Origin of the sequence: Virgisporangium ochraceum, from assembly GCF_016863655.1 — a bacterium.
In the GTDB taxonomy this organism is placed as follows: Bacteria; Actinomycetota; Actinomycetes; order Mycobacteriales; family Micromonosporaceae; genus Virgisporangium; species Virgisporangium ochraceum.
The window spans coordinates 21,898-38,975 of record NZ_BOPH01000080.1 but is presented as its reverse complement, the minus strand read 5'-3'; the positions used below and the strand labels follow the sequence as shown (position 1 = coordinate 38,975).

Sequence of the window (17,078 nt, the reverse complement as noted above, 5' to 3'; positions counted from 1 at the left end):
CCCTACCGGTTGCGGTCCCACACGGCGGCGACCGCCCGTGCGAGCTCGGCCGCCTGACGGCGACCGGCGCGGGCGGCCGCCGCCCGCCGGGCCGGGTCCAGGGCGTTGCGACCGGCCGCCGACCGCGCCCGCGCGTCCGGCGTGCAGACCACCGCACGCACGTCCGGACCGAGCGAGGCCAGCTGCCGCGACACCCGGCCCGACCGCCGGACGGCCGCGGTGACCGGCGCCAGGACCACCACCCGGGAGCATCCGGTGGCACGGTCGGCGTTGGTCGACGACCGGACACCGCCGTCGATGTAGCGCCGGCCGCCGACCGTCATCGGCGGCCACACCAGCGGTACCGCACAGCTCGCGGCGACGGCGTCGACAAGGCTCACGCCGCTGTCGCGGTCCCAGGTCACCGCCTCGCCGGTCTCGGCGTCGACCGCGGTGACCAGCAACCGGGGCCGCTCCGGCCATTCGTGACGCGCGAGCCGGCCCGCGATGACCGCCCGGCGCTCCGCCTCCGGGACGGTCGTCGCGCGCAGCGCCCGCCGGCCCAGGCGGGCACGGGCCGCCCGGGCGTCGCGGCCGAGGCCGGTGGCGGCCAGGTGCATCAGCACGCGGGGCCCCAGGGTCGCCGCCAGCTCGCCGGCCGGTGGCGCCAGCTGACGCTCGTACAGCTCCTCGAGCGGGACGCCGCCGCACAGCTGGGCACCGACGACCGATCCGGCGGACGTGCCGACGACGACGTCGGGCGCGTCGACGTCCAGGCCGGCGGCGGCGAGCCCACTGAGCAGACCGATCTCCCACCCGATCCCGGTGATGCCGCCGCCTCCGAGTACCAGGGCGCGCGTCACCAGGTCGTGGGGGCCGGCCCCGCCGCGGTCGCCGGTGGCTGCAGGCCCAGCTCCGACGCGAGCACCGGCGTCGACAGCGGTTCGACGCGGGCACGCAGGTCGGCGTAGGCGGTGAGGGTCAGCTGCGACGTGAACACGGCCGCGACCGCGCCGATCAGCGCCGCGACGAGGGTCGACAGCAGGTAGCCGCCGATCAGCGCGCCGGTGGTGACGTCGCTCGGCACCGCCTCGAACTGGCCGGCCGAGGCGCCGGTGGCCGAGCTGATGATGGCGTCGATGATCCCGCCGAGGACACTGGCGGCGATGGTGAAGCCCAGGATCGTCGCGAGGCGGGCCACGGCCGCCCCGAGGTCCCGGTGGAACAGCTGGAAACACCGGGAGATGACGTTCGTCCGCTCGAACGCGACGACCGCCGGGACCGTCATGAACACCACGTACAGGTAGATCGCCGGCAGGACGCACGCGCACACGCCCACGACGATGAGGAGCCCGGCCACGATCTGCCACCCGAGCAACGGGAACATGCGTCCCATCGAGCCGCGCAACGCCTCGCCGACGTTCGGCTCGGCGCCGGTCGCGACCGCCACCCCGACGCGGATGCTCGCCAGCGTCACCAGCGCGGCGACCACGATCGAGAGGAACCCACCGGCGAGGGCCAGCCCGATCACGCCGAACAGCGGACCGAGGTCAGCGGTGCCAGTGGGGTCGTCCTCCACGGTGTACGACAGGTCGCTGGCGACCGACACCGTCCACAGGATGACCGGCAGCTGCACCACCATCACCGCCACGACGCCGATCGCCTGCAGCGCGGCCAGCGGGCGCCAGCCGGCTTTGACCAGTGCCGTCGCGCGGCTGAACCATCCGTTGTAGTCGGGGCTGATCAGCGGGTCGAAGACCGGGTCGCCGGTGGGGTAGCCGAACGTGGGCGGCGGCACGGCGTACCCGCCGTGCGGCACCCCCGACGCCGAGGCGGGATCCCACCCGCCCGGCGCGGCCGGATCCCACCCGCCCGGAGCGGCGGACGGCTGCTGCGGCGGCGGCCCGGCCTGGTACTGGTGCGGCTGGGACGGATCTTGCCGGGGCGGCTCCGGCTGGGAGGGCTCCGACTGGGAGGGCTCCGACTGGGACGGCTCCGGCTGGGACGGCTGGGGTGGGTCCGGCTGGTGCTGCGGTGGCTGTTCCGGTTGTTCCGGCGACCCGGGCTGGTTCGGCGGCGGCGTCACTGGTGATCCCACCTCTGCGGGCTGAGGCGCCACATCGGCGCGGAGACCGATGTCTTACCAGACCGGCGCAACCCGCGCTGCCCCGGAGCCGGTGTCACGTCGACGCCACGAGGTCCCGTTCGAAGCTCGGGTCGAACGCCGCGTACCGGGTCAGCCCGTCACCGACGATGCGGCTGTAGGCGACCCGGTCACGCAGGTCGCCGGCGCGGATGCGGTCCAGCCACGACGCGACCTCGATGTAGGCGGGCGCGCTGCAGTTGGGCACGGACACCAGCGGCTGCCCGTCGGCGTCGAGCGGGACCTCCCGGTTGCACAGGTGCGCCCAGCGCCCCTCGGTCCAGTAGACCCGGGGCCGGATCGGCACGCCGTACGCGGTGAACGGTCCCCGCAACGCGCTCTGCAGCTGGGTGAACACCTCGCCCCGGCGCATGTCCAGGATCGCGGTGATGTACCGGACGCCGCGGTGCACCAGGTAGCGGATCACCTGTGCGTACAACAGGTGCGGATACGGTGCGGCCCGGGCCACCCGGTACTCCGGCCACACCGCGAGCGCCTCGACACCGGCCACCGACCGCAGGTCCGCGGACAGGTCGGGCAGCGTGCGGCCGCTCGGCGCCACCGTCCTGGCGCAGACCTCGGTGACGTCGTGGCCGAACACCGTCCCGATGTCGCGCACGCTGTCGGGCGGCCGACGCTCGTGCACCGACATCTGTGCCGCGCCGACCGGGACCGGTCCCGCCGGTCCGTCCTTGAGCAGCAGCACGAAGTGCTGCGGTTCGAGCTCGGCCAGGTGCCGCGCGTAGGACTCCGGCTCGACCCCGTCCTTCTCCAGGAACGTCGCCGCCAGGACGTCGACGGCCGCGGCCCGCAGCCCGGGGTACTCCCCCGGCCGGATCAGCACGAGGCACTGGTCGCGCCCGGCGTTCGTCAGGCACTCCCGGGCCTCGTCGAGATAGCTCCCGGACACCGTCAACCGGCGCCCGCCATCGGTCGCGATCACATCCACCCTGACTGTCCCCCGTAGACATCCGGCCCGATCCGCTCCGGGTCAGAGTGTGATCGAGGCGGCGACCGGATCCCTATCGATCCGCTACCGGGTCGGCGGCTGCGGGAGGGCGTCGAGCGCGGTGCGGACGCGGTGCACCCCGGCGGTGTTGCCGAGCCCGTCGAAGAGGTCGGCGGCCGTGGTCCACGCCCGCCGGGCCGCCCGGTGGGCGCCGGTCCGCGCCCGGGCCTCGCCGAGGTCGGTGAGCATCACCGCCCGCAGGAAGGCCGAGCGCATGTCCGAGACCATCGCCGTGGCCCGCTCCAGGTGCCGGACGGCCCGCCGCGGGTGCCCGTGGGCCAGCTCCAGCTCGCCGAGGCCGTGCAGCGCGATCGCCTCGCCGAACCGCAGGCCCATCGAGCGGCAGGTCTCCAGCGCCCGCGTCAGCAGGTCGCGCGCCTCCGGGCGCTTCTGCGGCGCCAGGAGCTGGCCCAGCCGCACGAGGGTGTAGGCCTCCTGCGCGCGGTCACCGGCGTCCCGGGAGATCTCCAGCGCCCGCACGAACAGCCGCTCCGCGGTGTCGACCCGGCCGACCACCCCGCAGATCAGCCCGACCACGTTGAGCGCGACGCTGTGGTCGCGCCGGCTCGTTCCGGTTTCCACCAGGGCCAGGTACCGCTCGGCCAGCGCCAGCGCGACGTGGGGGCGGCCCCGTTCGCGTTCGATGATGGCGAGCTGCAGGAGCGAGTTGCGCTCGCCCAACGGGTAGCCGATCCGGGCGGCGGTGTCGATGGCCTCGGCGAGCAGCTGTCCGGCGGTGGTGTGGTCGCCGAAGACGCGCCAGTTGTCGGCGCAGAGCGTGAGCGCGTCGACCAGTCCCCGCTCCTCGCCGAGGTCCCGGAACAGCTCGAGCGCCGACCGGGCGTCGAGGACCTTGTCGTTGCGGTCCGCGCCCGGGCGCTCGATCCACAGGTCGGCCCGGTTGCGCAGCATCACGGCCTGGCCGAGCCGGTCGCCGGCGCGCAGGCACGCCTCCAGCGCGACCCGGTGGCACTCCAGCGCCTCCGCGTAGCCGCCGCGCAGCTCGTAGAACGGTTGCGCGGCCGCGGCGAGGTGCCACGCGACAGCGGCCTCGTCGAGCGCGGCGGCCTGCCGGATCACCGCCGGCAGCGCGGCCGCCTCGGCGTCGAACCACTCGACCGGGTCGTCCTCCCCGGTCATCGGATCCACACCCGGCACCGGTCCGGACGTCGTCCCCGCCGGCGTCCACCGGGTCGCCGTCGTGCGGATCAGCGCGAGGGTGCCCGTGTGGTGCCGGTCGACCATCGTCTCCAGGCACGCCAGCCAGGCTCCGAAGGCCCGGCGCAGCGCGCCGGACCGGGTGGCCGCGTCGTCGGTGGCGACGGCCCGTTCGCGGCCGAAGAGGCGGATCAGGTCGTGGAACCGGTACCGGCCCCCGGTGGGCTCCAGCAGCGACGCGTCGACCAGCAGCTCCAGCAGCGCCCGTGCCTGCCGGTGCGGGCAGTCGAGCGCGGCGGCGACCGCGAAGACGGGCAACCGGGGCGCGTCCAGCAGGCTGGCCAGCCGGAACACCGCCCGGGCGGCGGCCGGCAGCGCCTCGTAGGCCACCGTCAGGCTGGCCCGCACCTGCAGGTCACCGGCCGCGAGCTCGTCGAGCCGGGCCACCTCGTCGCGGAGCAGTTCGACCATCCGCGACAGCGGCCACCCGGGCCGGGAGGCCAGCCGCGCCGCCGCGATCCGCACCGCCAGCGGCAGGTGCCCGCACAACCGCGCGATCTCCTCGACGGCGTCGGGCTCGGCGTCGGCGCGGTCGGCGCCGACCACCCGCGTGAGCAGGCCCGCGGCCTCCGCCGGGGTGAAGGTCTCCAGGGGGACGTGCGTGGCGCCGGCCAGCCCGCTGAGGCGCTGCCGGGAGGTGACCAGGACGGCGCACGTCGCCGCGCCCGGCAGCAACGGACGCACCTGCCCGGCCGAGCCGGCGTCGTCGAGGACGACGAGGATCCGCCGGTCGGCCAGCCGGCCACGGAACGCGGCGGCCCGTTCGTCGAGGCTCTCCGGCTGCGCGGAGTCGGGCACGCCGAGCGCCCGCAGGCAGCGTCCGAGCGCGGCCAGCGGCTCCAGCGCGTCGGGCCGCGCACCCGCGAGGTCGACGTAGAGCTGGCCGTCGGGGAAGTGGCCACGGACGAGGTCGGCGGCGCGCAGCGCCAGCGTGGACTTGCCGATGCCGGGCGGCCCGCTGATCGCCACCACCGGCAGCGCCGACCGCGGTCGGCCCAGCGTCGCCGTGATCCGTTCGAGCGGCACCTCGCGGCCGGTGAAGTCGCCGGGCACCGGCGGCAGCTGTGCCGGTCCCGACGGGGTGTGTGCCGGTACCGACGCGGCCCGCGCCGGTCCCGACGCGATCCCCACCGACGGACCGTGCGGTCCGCGCGGCGCCGGCGTGGCCTCCGCGTCCCGCAGCGACGGATCGCGGGTGAGGATCCGACGCTGCAGCTCCTGCAGGCCGGCGCCCGGCTCCAGCGCCTGGCTCTCCACCAGCGCGGACCGGACCCGCCGGTAGGTCTCCAGCGCCTCGGCCTGGCGGCCGCACCGGTACAGGGCGACCATCAGGTGCTCGGCGAGCCGTTCGCGCATCGGCGCCTCGGCCAGCACCCCGGGCAGGTCGACGACGAGCGCGTGCTCGCGGCCCAGGGCCAGCTCGAGCTCGGCGACCTGCTCCCACGCGGCCAGGCGACGGTCGTTCAGCCGGCGCACGGCCGCGGCGACGAGCGGGCTGTCGAGCTCCGCGAGCACCGGGCCCCGCCACAACGCCAGCCCGCGCCGCAGCTCGTCGGCGGCCGCCGCCGGTTCGTGCCGCGCGGTGAGCTGCGTGGCCGTGTGGACGGAGCGCTCGAACGCCAGCGCGTCCAGGTGGTCGGCGGTGGCGGCGAGCAGGTAGCCGGCGGACCGGGTGCCGATCAGGTCGGGTGCGTCGAGCCGGCGCCGCAGCAGCGACACGCAGTGGTGGATCTGGGTGCGCGCGGTGTCGGGGCTCCGTTCGCCCCAGACCGCGCGGGTCAACCGGTCGACCGACACCGTGCGGCCGGCGTCGAGCAGCAGGGTCGCCAGGACCGTGCGCTGACGGCGGGACGGAATGCGCACCGGCGCGCCGTTCCGGACGGCCTCCAGCGGGCCGAGGATGCGGAAGTACGCATCGATCATGGCCACCCCCGGCGCCCAGCATAGTGATCGGTCGTCACCGGGCGGCGGGTGTCTCGTTCACCCTGCGGGAGCCGACGCGGGGACGGCCGACGCGGGGGCGCGGGCGACAGGGAGGATCCGGTGGCGGAGTTGGAGCATCCGAGCTGGTGCGACCCGGCACACTGCACCGCGACCACGCCGCGACCGGAGTACCGGGCCGGCGAGACGGGCTACCACCGGTCGGCGCCGGTGACGCTCGACCACATCCCGAACGTCGGCGACGCGGTGTTCGACCCCGACCTCAACCCGCTGGTCGCCCACCTGGCGCAGCCGGCCCCGCCGTGGGACCCGGTGACGACGGTCAACATCGGGACGGCCCTCGACCCGCAGGTCGTGTCGCTGGCCGCCGGGCGGGCACGGACCACGCTGCGGCAGCTCGACGCGCTGGTCGCCCGCGACGCGGGCGAGCCGTAGGTCCCGCGCTTTCGGATCAGGCGGACGCGCCCACCGCGGCCGTGATCCGGTCGATGGCGACGGCCTCACCGGGGCTGATGCTCCGGCCGTGCTCGCGGTGCGCGGACGCGACCTCGACGGTGCCCGTGCCCGGCCGGCGGCGCCTCATCCTCAGCGGAGGGCGTACAGGCACAGGTGGCCGACGAACGTCGCGTGACGGGCCCAGTCGAGGTGCAGGTCGCCGTCGACCCAGGCGCTGGTGCGGGTCGCCCGGACGCGCCGGCCGGTGTCGCGCAGGGCGTCGAGGACCTCGCCGACCGGCCATCCGAACAGGTCGATGTCGTGGAGGCCGACCGGCATGTGGGCCGTGTCGTCGGGCGCGCGGGTCGCGGACACCCCGGACAGGGCGCCGGCCTCGTCGGCGAAGACGCAGACCCGTAGGCCGCCGGCGGCGAACTCCTTCGCCCACCCCGAGCCGCACACGAACGCGTCGCGCAGGTCCGCGTGCGGCTCGACACCGCCGCGGACCGCGTCGAGCGTCATGCCGAACCGCAGCGACCGGCCCGCCCACGGCAGGTCGACGCCGTGACCCGGTAGCAGCGTCATCATCGCCTCACGCTGGCACATGTCGGCGCGATGCGTAAACTCCAGCGGACCAACCGCGGAAGGTGGAGGTCGATGAGCTACCCCGATCCGGCCCTGACCCAGGCGCGCAACTACCTGATCAGCCGCGGGATCCCCGGTGCCTCGATCGGGATCGTCGGTGACCAGTCGCACCGGTCGAAGGGCGGCTACCACGTCGGCAACGACGTGCTCGCCCGGATCGGGAAGCTGCACACCGACTACTCCAAGCGCCAGACCGACCTGGACCGGCCGGGCAGCAACGCCGCGATGGCCCTCGACATCGGCGGCCTGTCCGGTCGGGAGCTGTACGAGCTGACCTCCTGGCTCATCGCGCAGTGCCGCGCGGGGACGGCCGACACGCGCAACATCCGCGAGATCATCGGCCGCCGCTCACCCTCCGGCGGGGTGACGAGGTACGACGCGCTGGGCATCCTCCCCGACTCCGGAAGCGACGACCACGAGTCGCACACGCACATCTCCTACTTCCGCGACTCCGAGGGCCAGGACAAGACGTCGTTGTTCGTCCGCTACTTCGAACCGTTCCGCCCGACCACTCCCCTGCCCGACCCCGACCTGGAGGAGGAAGCCGACATGAAGCCGCTCGTTGTCTTCACGGCCGCCGTTGCCGACCTGCCCGCCCGGTGGGGCATGGGTGTCGTGTCCGGCGGCGAACGGATGTGGTTCGAGACCCTCGACCAGGACCAGGGCACCGCGTACGCCGCGAGCCAGGGCGTGAACGCCAGCACCCTGTCCCAGTCGTCGTTCGCGGAGACGCGTCACCAGTTCGGTGGCGCGGTCGCGACCGCCTGGACCGAACCGTCCGGCGCCTGACGGGTCTCGGCCGTCGACGGGTGCCGGCGCCGACGGGGTGCCGGCGTAGCGTTCAGGACGCGGCGGCCACGACCCGGTCGGCCAGCTCGTGGAGGAACCCGCGCATCGCGTCCGGCGGCAGGTAGCGGGTGTCGGCCAGCAGCCGCACGCCGAGCCCGGCCGGCGTGTGGTCGAGCTGGACGCAGAAGCGGCAGTGCATCCGCTTCGGTGGCTCCTCGACCACCAGCACCGGGGGTCCGCCGGTGTCGACGGAGGCGGCCGGCGCGCTGTCGTCGCCGCCCTGGCGCATGTCGTTGAAGCAGCAGTACGGTTCGATCTCGGTGCCGCGCTCCGCGCTGACCCGGTCGGTGGCGTCCTCGCGGTCGACCGGTGCGTAGTAGGCGTTGCGGTACGCGCGGAGCGCGCCCTGCCAGGTGCGGGGGATGAGGTCCGCCAGCGGGGGACGGTCGGCGACGTCGACGACGAGCAGCCCGCCCTCGACCAGCGTGCCGACCAGCGCGTCGTGTCCCGGCTGCGACCGGTTGCTCACGAGGATCTGCGCCGCGACCGTGTCGTGCCCGGTCAGCCGGCCGACGAGGTCGACGGTCGCGGCCAGGAGCACCGTCGAGGTGTTGGTGCGGTGGCGGCGGCCCAGTTCGCGCACGGCCGCGTCGAGGGCCGGCCAGGACAGCAGGTACCGCTGGAACGGCGGGTCGGCGAACCCGGCCACCTCCGGGAACATGGTCGGCGGGATGACGCGGTACCGGTCGGCCCAGTACCGCACGGCGCGGGCGTTCGCCGCGGCCCGCGTGGTCGCCTCCGCGCGGGCCAGGTCGAGCGGATGCCAGCCGGTGAACGCGGGCTGCCGTCCGCGGAGCAGGATCAGCCGCAGATCGCGCAGCAGCAGGTCGATCGCGTAGCCGTCGACCGACAGGTGGCTGAACACCAGCGCGATCCGCCGGACGATGCCGTCGCGGGTGACCACACCGGCCCGCAGGGGCAGCTCGCTGTCGTAGTCGAACGGCCGCCGCCACATCCGGTCGCACATGGTGTCGGCGACCGCGTCGAGGTCGCCCGTGCCGTCGGCCTCGGCCGACTCCAGCGCAAGCTCACCGACGTCGGTGACGGTCTGCCGGAACTCACCGTCCACTGTGGAGTAACGGGTCCGCAGGGCCTCGTACCGCCCCATCAGCTCCCCGACTGCCGTCGCGACCGAGGCGGGCCGGATCCCGGCGCGGACCGACAACGGCACCAGCCGGCGCATGTTCAGGAAGTAGTTGGCCGGGCCCATCTTCGCGGTCGCGATCCACATGCACTGCTGACCCCAGGTCATGACCTCGGTACCGGACCGGCCACCGGCGAAACGCGCGACGAGCAGGTCCGACGAACCCGTCGGGACATAGCTGGTGGTCATGCCCGGCACATCCTTTCACACCAATTGACAGCTGATTCCAACCATTCACTTCAGTCATGATCCGCAATTGCGCTGAGCGTCCGGTGATGAACGATGTTAATCGACTTTTCAGTGGGTACGGATCAGCCGAATGGCGATGTTTGACAAGCGCGGTCACACCCTCCCACGCCGTGGGACACAATCTCATGTTCATCGATATCTCCAGTTCACGCGCGTTTACTGTCATCGCTATTCGGGCTGAAAGGGCGGTACCGGGACCGATAGCCATTTACGCACCCCTCCGCCCGATAGCCAGGCATAGCCCACCATTGCATCCACCGTGAATTGATGTGCACTTTCAGCCCTTGACTTACGTCGACGCGGGTCGACAGAATCGCTGTCCACTGAACCGGTTCACCCCACTCCTTAGGCCGCGCCCCAGCGTTGTCGGCGCCGAGTTGCCACGTTCCCACCGTCCCGTTTCACGGGTGGAATCGGTCCTTTCGGAGGTCGTCCGTGCCCAGGTGCCAACGCGCGCTCATTGTCGGCGCGGGGCTGTCCGGTTCATTGCTCGCCGTCTACCTCGCCCGTCGCGGGTACGAGGTCACCGTCGTCGAACGGCGCGGCGACCCGCGCGGCGCGGTCTCCAGCGGCGGCGACCGGTCGATCAACCTGGGCATGTCGGCGCGGGGAATCCGCGCGCTGCACCGCGTCGGCCTCTGGGACGCGCTCGCCGGACGGCTGGTGGTGATGCGTGGACGGATGATCCACCGCCCCGACCGCACGCTCGCCTTCCAGGCGTACGGCACCCGGCCCGACGAGGTGCTGCACTCCATCCGCCGCAACGAGCTCAACGCGGTCCTCGTCGACAACGCCGAGAAGTACGCCGGCGTCCGGTTCCACTTCGGTCAGCGCTGCGTCTCGGTCGACACCGCGAACGTCACTGTGACCGTCACCGACGCGGAGACCGGCGCGGAGACCGGCGCGGAGACCGGCGCGACGCGCACCCACCACGGCGACTTCATCGTCGGCGCCGACGGGGCGTTCTCCGCGGTCCGCCAGCAGCTGCACCGCGGCCGGCCCGCGAGCCTGCGCCGGGAGTTCATCGACTGGGGCTACAAGGAGCTGACGATCCCGGCGAACGACGACGGGTCGGCGCGGACCCCGATCGAGGCGCTGCACCTGTGGCCCAGCGACGGTGGGCTGGTCGTCGGGCACCCGAACATCGACAACTCGATCACCTGCACGCTGCTGCTGCCGCTGGAGGGCGCGTCGAGCTTCGCGACCCTGTCCGACCCGCGGTCGGCGGCGGCGTTCCTGGCGGCGCGGTTCCCCGACCTGCCGGAGCTGATCCCCGACCTCGCCGCGCAGTACGACGCGCACCCGGTCGCGCACCTGGTCACGATCAGGACCGACACCTGGCACGACCGCGACCGCGCGGTGCTCGTGGGCGACGCCTGCCATGCGGTGACGCCGTTCTACGGCCAGGGCATGAACGCGGCGTTCGAGGACTGCCTGGTGCTCGACGAGTGCCTGCACCGCCACCCCGACGACCGGGCCGCCGCGTTCGCCGAGTTCCAAGGGCTGCGCCGCGCGCACACCGACGTCCTGGCCGACCTGTCGATGCGCAACTTCGTCGAGCTGCGCGACCGGGTCCGGTCACCGTGGCATCTCGCCAGATCCCGGGCCGACCTGTGGCTCAACCGGCTCTTCCCGACCGCGTGGCGCCCGCTGTACGCGATGGTCTCGCACAGCACCACCCCGTACGGCGACGCGCTGCGCCGGTCCCGGCGGCAGAACGCGCTTCTCACCTCGGCCGTGGTCGGTGCGGGCGCTGTCGGTGCGGGCGCTGTCGCCGCGACGGTCGCGCTACGTCGCATGCGAAAGGGGACCCTGTGACCGACATCCCGCGCCGCGTGTCCGACGCGCCGGTTCCTCTCACCCCCGCCCAGGAACGCCTGTGGTTCCTCGACCGGGCCGGGTTCGGCGGCTCCACCTACCACAACTGGTGGGGCTACCGCCTGCGCGGTCCCCTCGACGTCGCCGCGCTGGGCGACGCGCTGGCCGCCGTGGTCCGCCGGCACGAGGCCCTGCGCACCGCGATCGTGGAGGTGGACGGGCGGGCCCGCCAGCTCGTCCACAGTGGACCCGCCGACCCGCTCGACGTCGTCGACCTCACCGACGTCCCGGCCGGCGAGCGCGAGCGGCGGGCCGGGGAGCTGGCCGCGGCCCTCATCCGCCGGCCGTTCGACTTCACCAGCCCGCCGCTGCTGCGGGCCGCCCTGTACCGGTTCGCCGCCGACCACCACCTCCTCGTGGTGTGCGTGCACCACATCGTCATCGACGGCGCCGGCACCGGCGTGGTGCTGTCGGAGCTCTTCGACCACTTCCGGGCGGTCTCCGAGGGCGCCGGTCCGCCGGAGCCGCCGCCGGCGCCCCAGTTCCCCGACTACGCGGCCTGGCTCGCCGGATCCGCCCTCGACCGTCGGGATGCGGACCTGGCGTACTGGCGCGCCCATCTGGCCGACGCCCCACGGTTCAGCACCGTTGCGACGGACCGGCCGCGCCCGCAGACCCCGAGCCTGACATCCGGCCGGCACACGAGGGTGCTCGACGCCGGCCTCGCGGCGGACCTGCGCGCGCTGGCCCGCGCCGAACGGTGCACCCCGTTCACGCTGTACCTCGCGGCCGTGTCAGCGGCCCTCGCGCGGCACAGCGGCGAGGAGGACGTCGTCGTCGGCACCCCGGCCGACACCCGGCACACGCCCGCGCTGGAACGTACCGTCGGCATGTTCGCCAACACGCTGGCGCTGCGGGTCCGGCCGACCGGGAACCCGACGCTGCGCGAGGTCCTGCGGACGGCCCGCACCACCGTCCTGCGTGGACTCGGGCACAAGCTGCTGCCCTTCGACGCGGTCGTCGACGCGCTCCGGGTGCCGCGCGGGCGCGGACACAACCCGCTGTTCCAGGTGATGCTGGTGGTCGAACCCGGGGGGTTCGACGATCCGCCGTTGCCGCGGGGGCTCACCACCGAGCGGTGGGAGCTCGGCGCGCCGCCGGCCCGCTTCGACCTCACGGTGATCGTGCTCAACGGCGAGACGGTCGAGGTGACCGTCGACTATGCGGCCGACCTGTACGGCGCGGCGACGATCGACCGGTTCTGCGACCACGTGGTGCGCCTGCTGACCGCGTTCACCACCGATCCGGAGCGGCGGCTGTGGGAGGTCGACCTGCACGACGGGGTCGAGCTGTCCCAGGTGGACGGTCCACCGTTCGTGGCCGTGACCGACCACATCGCCCGCCAGCGTCCGGATGCCCTGGCGGTGTCGAGCGACACCGGCTCGCTCACCTACGCCGAGCTGCGACAGCGGAGTACGCGGCTGGCCGCGCTCCTGCGGCGGCACGGCGTCGGCCCGGAGTCGGTCGTGGCGGTGCTCGCCCCGTCCCGGACCGGCACCATCGTCGCGATCCTGGCCGTCCTGCGCGCCGGCGGCGCGTACCTGCCGATCGACCCGACCCACCCGCCGGCCCGGGTCCTGGACCTCCTCACCGACGCCGGGGTGGGCGTCGCGGTCGCCGACGCACCGGACCGGGCGACGCTCGCGGGCTTCGCCGGCACCGTACTGTCCACATCGGATGGTGCCGACGGTGTGGTGGAGACGTCGGTGCGACCGGACCAGCTCGCGTACGTCGTCTACACCTCCGGGTCGACCGGGCGGCCCAAGGGCGTGCAGGTCACCCACGCGACGCTGGCGAACCTGACGCGGGCCTTCGTCGACGTGCACCGGCTCGACGCGGCACAGGCGCTGTTCATGGTGCCCCCGTTGACGTTCGACGCCTCGGTCGGTGACGTGTTCCCGGCGCTGTCGTGCGGCGCCACCCTCGTGCTGCACCCGCGGCCGGCGTCCCTCGACGGAGCGGAGCTGCTGCGGTTCACCGCCCGGCACGCGGTCACCGCGATCGACGTGCCGGTGTCGCTGTGGCGGCGCTGGACCACCGACTTCGGGTCCGCGCCACCGCCGCGCGACTGGACCGTCTCGACGGTAATGGTCGGCGGCGAGCGGGTGCCGACGACCGCTGTCGACGCCTGGACCGCGGTGACCGGCGGCCGGGTTGAGCTGTTCAACCACTACGGCCCCACCGAGGCGACCGTCTGCGCCACCACGCACCACGTCCCGGCGGCCACCACCGGAACCGCCGGAAACGCCGGAACGGCCGCAGCGGCAAGGGCCACCGGCGACCCGGCCACCCACCTGCCGATCGGCCGGCCGCTGCCGCACGTGCGGGCCTACGTCCTGGACCGCTACGGCAACCGGGCACCGGTGGGCGCGCCCGGAGAGCTGTACCTGGGCGGCGACTGCCTCGCCCGCGGCTACCTCGGCCGGCCGGACCTGACCGCCGAACGCTTCGTCGCCGACCCGTTCCGGGGCACCGGCCGGATGTACCGGACCGGCGACCTGGTGCGCAGCCGGTCCGACGGTACGCTCGAGTTCCTCGGCCGGATCGACCGGCAGGTCAAGATAAACGGCCACCGGATCGAGCCCGCCGAGGTCGAGGCGTCCGTGGTGGCGCACCCGTCGGTCACCGACGTGGCGGTCGTCGCCGCGCCCGGTGCCGACCGGCTGCTGGCGTACGTGGTCACCGACGACGGGCACGTCCCGGACGGGCTGCGGGCGTTCCTACGCGGACGGCTGCCCGACGCCCTGGTCCCCGCGGTGTACACGGCCGTCCCGGTCATTCCCCGCACCGCGCACGGCAAGCTCGACGAGGCCGCGCTTCCCCCGGCCGCCGACGCCGCGTCCGCCGAGCCGCCGAGGGGACCGGCGGAGACCGCGATCGCGGAGATCTGGGCCGACGCGCTCGGGGTGTACCCGGGCCGGCACGACAACTTCTTCGCCCTCGGCGGCCACTCGCTGCTGATGGCGGGGCTGCTCGCCGAGGTGCGGCGCCGGCTCGGCGTCACCCTGCCGCTGCGGTCGATGTTCGAGACCGATGACCTGGCCGACCTGGCCGCGCTCGTCACCGGCGGGCCGGTCGAGCACGCCGAGCCCGACCTGCGCGCCGAGGTCGTGCTCCCCGCCGACATCGTGCCGGCCGGCGCGCGGCGGCCGGTCCCCGACCGTCCCACGATCCTGCTCACCGGCGGCACCGGCTTCCTCGGCGCGCACCTGGTGGCCGAACTGCTCTCCCGCACCGGCGCGACCCTGCTGTGCCTCGCCCGCGCCGACGACGACCACCGGGCGGCCGACCGGATCCGCGACGCCCTGCGCCGCTACGGCCTCGACGCGCCCACCGACGACCGGATCGTCGGGCTGGCCGGCGACCTCGGCACCCCGCGGTTCGGGCTCGACGCCGCCGCCCTCGCCGACCTGGCCGCCCGCGTCGACGTGATCTGCCACAACGGTGGGCTGGTCAACTTCGGTGAGCCGTACCACCGGCTGCGACCGACCAATGTGGACAGTGCGGTCGACCTGCTGCGCCTGTCGGCGCTGGGCGGCGGCATCCCGCTGCACCTGGTGTCGACGCTCGGCGTCTACCTGGGCAAGGCGTACGTCGACGCGCCCGTCGGCGAACAGGACCCGCCCGACGACCCGACGGGCCTGTACGGCGGCTACAACCAGAGCAAGTGGGTCGCCGACGCGCTCGTCCGGCTGGCCCGCGGACGCGGTATCCCGACAACGGTCCACCGGCCGGCCCGCATCAGCGGGCACAGCCGCACCGGACGCTCGAACCCGGACGACCACTTCAACCGGACGCTCGCCACCTACGTCCAGGTCGGTGCCGTGCCCGACCTGGCGTACGAGGAGGACCTCGCGCCGGTCGACCACGTCGCCGCCGGCATCGCCCACCTGATCACCGCCCGGCGTGACCCGGGCGACCACCACTACTTCAACACCGCGACGATCAGCCAGGCCGAGATCGCGGCCGCGCTGCGCGAGCACGGGCACCCGGTGCGCCTGGTCCCCTGGCCCGACTGGCGCGCCCGGATCCTCGCCGTTCGAGACCGGGGTGACACCGTGCCGCTGGACCCGTTCCTCGTCGACCTTCCGGAGGAGCCGCCGCAGCACCGGCGGCCACGGTTCGACTGTTCCACGACCGGGCGGATCCTGGCGGAGGCCGGCATCGTGTGCCCGCCGGCGGACCGGGCGCTGCTGCGGCGCCAGCTGGGTGCGCTGTCATGACGGCGCGGGGTGACGTCGTCCGGTTCGTCGGCGTCTGGCTGACCTCCGTGCTGTCGGGCGTCGGGTCCGCGCTCACCGGGTTCGTGTTCGGCGTCTGGGTGTACCAGACGACCGGTTCGGTGACCGGGTTCGCGCTCATCATGGTCACGTCGGTGCTGCCGAGCATGCTGATCGGGCCGTTCGCCGGCGTCGCGGTCGACCGGTTCGACCGGCGCGTGGTGCTCGTCGTCACCGACTGCCTCACGGCCGCGGCGACGGCGACCGTCGGCGTGCTCTACGTGTCGGAGCACCTGCAGGTCTGGCACCTCTACGTCGCCGGCGCGGTCGGTGCCGCGTGCGGCACGTTCCACCAGACCGCGTACCAGGCGATGACGCCGCTGCTGATCCCCAAGCGCCACCTCGGCCGGGCCAACGGCTTCATGCAGGCGGCCTGGGCCGCGCAGATCGCGGCGCCACTGGGCGCGGGCGCGCTGCTGGCCACCGTCGGCATGGGCGGGGTCATCGTCATCGACCTCGTCACGTTCGTCATCGCGATCGGTGCCCTGTGCGTCGTGCGGTTGCCCCGCGCGGTGCTGCGGCCCGAGCGGCCGGCCGAGCTCCCGTCGCTGGGCAGCGACCTGATGTACGGCCTGCGGTACCTGCGCGGCCACACCGGCCTGCCCGGGCTGGTGTCGGTGCTGACCGCGTTCACGTTCGCGTTCGCCGCGGCCGGTGTGCTGGTGCAGCCGCTGATCCTGTCCTTCGCCGGCGCGGCGACGCTCGGCGTGCTGATGTTCGCCGGCGGCAGCGGCCTGTTCGTCGGCGCGATGACGATGGGCGTCTGGGGCGGCCCCCGCCGCAAGATGACCGGCGTCTGGGTGTTCACGCTCATCGGCGGCCTGGCCATGGCGGCGCACTCGCTGCGCCCGTCGGCACTGCTGATCGGGCTGATGGCCCCGGTGTTCCTGTTCACCCTGCCGGTCGTCAACGGCTGCGCGCACACGGTGCTGCAGCTGAAGGTCGAGCAGCACGCCCTCGGCCGGGTGATGGGCACCGTGCACACGCTCACCCAGGCCGCGACCCCGGTCGCGTACCTGCTCGCCGCTCCGGTGGCCGAGAACCTCACGAACCCCGCGCTGGAACCGGGCGGGTCGCTCGCCGCCACCGTGGGCCGGCTCGTCGGCGTCGGTCCCGGCCGCGGCATCGCCGCGCTCTTCCTGGTGACCGGTGGGCTGCTCGTCGTTCTCGCCGTGGTCGTGGCGACGGTGCCGCGCCTGCGGCGCCTGGAGACCGAGCTGCCCGACGCGGTCCCCGAAACCGCGCCTCCAGACGAGCCCGCAGACGAGCCCGCAGACGAGCCCGCCGAGACGACCGCAGTGAGGTGAC

At 74.0% G+C, this 17,078-nt stretch carries 12 protein-coding genes; 5 read left to right on the top strand and 7 right to left on the bottom strand.

Annotated elements, in window-relative coordinates; all coding sequences use genetic code 11:
- Positions 1–2 precede the first annotated feature (2 nt).
- The 4 genes from Voc01_RS26860 to Voc01_RS26845 form a co-directional block, all read right to left on the bottom strand.
- Positions 3–842 (bottom strand): patatin-like phospholipase family protein, encoded by an 840-nt coding sequence (locus Voc01_RS26860; protein WP_203930339.1) that lies wholly within the window; start codon positions 840–842, stop codon positions 3–5.
- A complete protein-coding gene (locus Voc01_RS26855; RefSeq protein WP_203930338.1) occupies positions 839–2,065 on the bottom strand; it encodes a hypothetical protein in 1,227 nt (408 codons plus the stop codon). Before Voc01_RS26855 ends, Voc01_RS26860 begins: the two co-directional genes overlap by 4 nt.
- 94 nt (positions 2,066–2,159) lie before the next feature.
- The gene (locus Voc01_RS26850; RefSeq protein WP_203930337.1) at positions 2,160–3,071 is read right to left on the bottom strand and encodes a hypothetical protein; all 912 of its coding nucleotides are present in this window, start codon (positions 3,069–3,071) and stop codon (positions 2,160–2,162) included.
- Positions 3,072–3,155: 84 nt separating this feature from the next.
- Positions 3,156–6,272 carry an AfsR/SARP family transcriptional regulator gene (locus tag Voc01_RS26845; RefSeq protein ID WP_203930336.1) on the bottom strand — a complete coding sequence of 1,039 codons (3,117 nt, stop codon included), beginning with the start codon at positions 6,270–6,272 and terminating at the stop codon, positions 3,156–3,158.
- 120 nt (positions 6,273–6,392) lie between these two features.
- Between Voc01_RS26845 and Voc01_RS26840 the strand changes: the two genes are divergently transcribed.
- The gene (locus tag Voc01_RS26840; protein ID WP_203930335.1) at positions 6,393–6,725 is read left to right on the top strand and encodes a hypothetical protein; all 333 of its coding nucleotides are present in this window, start codon (positions 6,393–6,395) and stop codon (positions 6,723–6,725) included.
- A 16-nt stretch (positions 6,726–6,741) separates the two neighbouring features.
- On the opposite strand, the gene Voc01_RS54160 is transcribed toward Voc01_RS26840, so the two are convergent.
- On the bottom strand, positions 6,742–6,873 hold the full coding sequence (locus Voc01_RS54160) for a hypothetical protein (protein ID WP_275423759.1): 132 nt from the start codon (positions 6,871–6,873) through the stop codon (positions 6,742–6,744).
- Between the two features lie 2 nt (positions 6,874–6,875).
- Positions 6,876–7,313, bottom strand: a complete 438-nt coding sequence (locus Voc01_RS26835) for a hypothetical protein (protein ID WP_203930334.1) — start codon at positions 7,311–7,313, stop codon at positions 6,876–6,878.
- A 69-nt stretch (positions 7,314–7,382) separates the two neighbouring features.
- Between Voc01_RS26835 and Voc01_RS26830 the strand changes: the two genes are divergently transcribed.
- Positions 7,383–8,159 (top strand): hypothetical protein, encoded by a 777-nt coding sequence (locus tag Voc01_RS26830; RefSeq protein ID WP_203930333.1) that lies wholly within the window; start codon positions 7,383–7,385, stop codon positions 8,157–8,159.
- A gap of 52 nt (positions 8,160–8,211) precedes the next feature.
- Here Voc01_RS26830 and Voc01_RS26825 read toward each other — a convergent pair whose 3' ends face one another.
- Positions 8,212–9,552 carry a condensation domain-containing protein gene (locus Voc01_RS26825; RefSeq protein WP_203930332.1) on the bottom strand — a complete coding sequence of 447 codons (1,341 nt, stop codon included), beginning with the start codon at positions 9,550–9,552 and terminating at the stop codon, positions 8,212–8,214.
- Between the two features lie 495 nt (positions 9,553–10,047).
- Between Voc01_RS26825 and Voc01_RS26820 the strand changes: the two genes are divergently transcribed.
- The 3 genes from Voc01_RS26820 to Voc01_RS26810 are packed head-to-tail and all read left to right on the top strand — an operon-like array spanning position 10,048 to position 17,077.
- Positions 10,048–11,430: an FAD-dependent oxidoreductase gene (locus Voc01_RS26820; RefSeq protein WP_203930331.1), complete on the top strand. Its 1,383-nt coding sequence runs from the start codon at positions 10,048–10,050 to the stop codon at positions 11,428–11,430.
- Complete coding sequence (locus tag Voc01_RS26815) at positions 11,427–15,713, top strand: non-ribosomal peptide synthetase (protein WP_203930330.1); 4,287 nt, start codon at positions 11,427–11,429, stop codon at positions 15,711–15,713. Before Voc01_RS26820 ends, Voc01_RS26815 begins: the two co-directional genes overlap by 4 nt.
- Complete coding sequence (locus Voc01_RS26810; RefSeq protein WP_203930329.1) at positions 15,710–17,077, top strand: MFS transporter; 1,368 nt, start codon at positions 15,710–15,712, stop codon at positions 17,075–17,077. Before Voc01_RS26815 ends, Voc01_RS26810 begins: the two co-directional genes overlap by 4 nt.
- Position 17,078 lies beyond the last annotated feature (1 nt).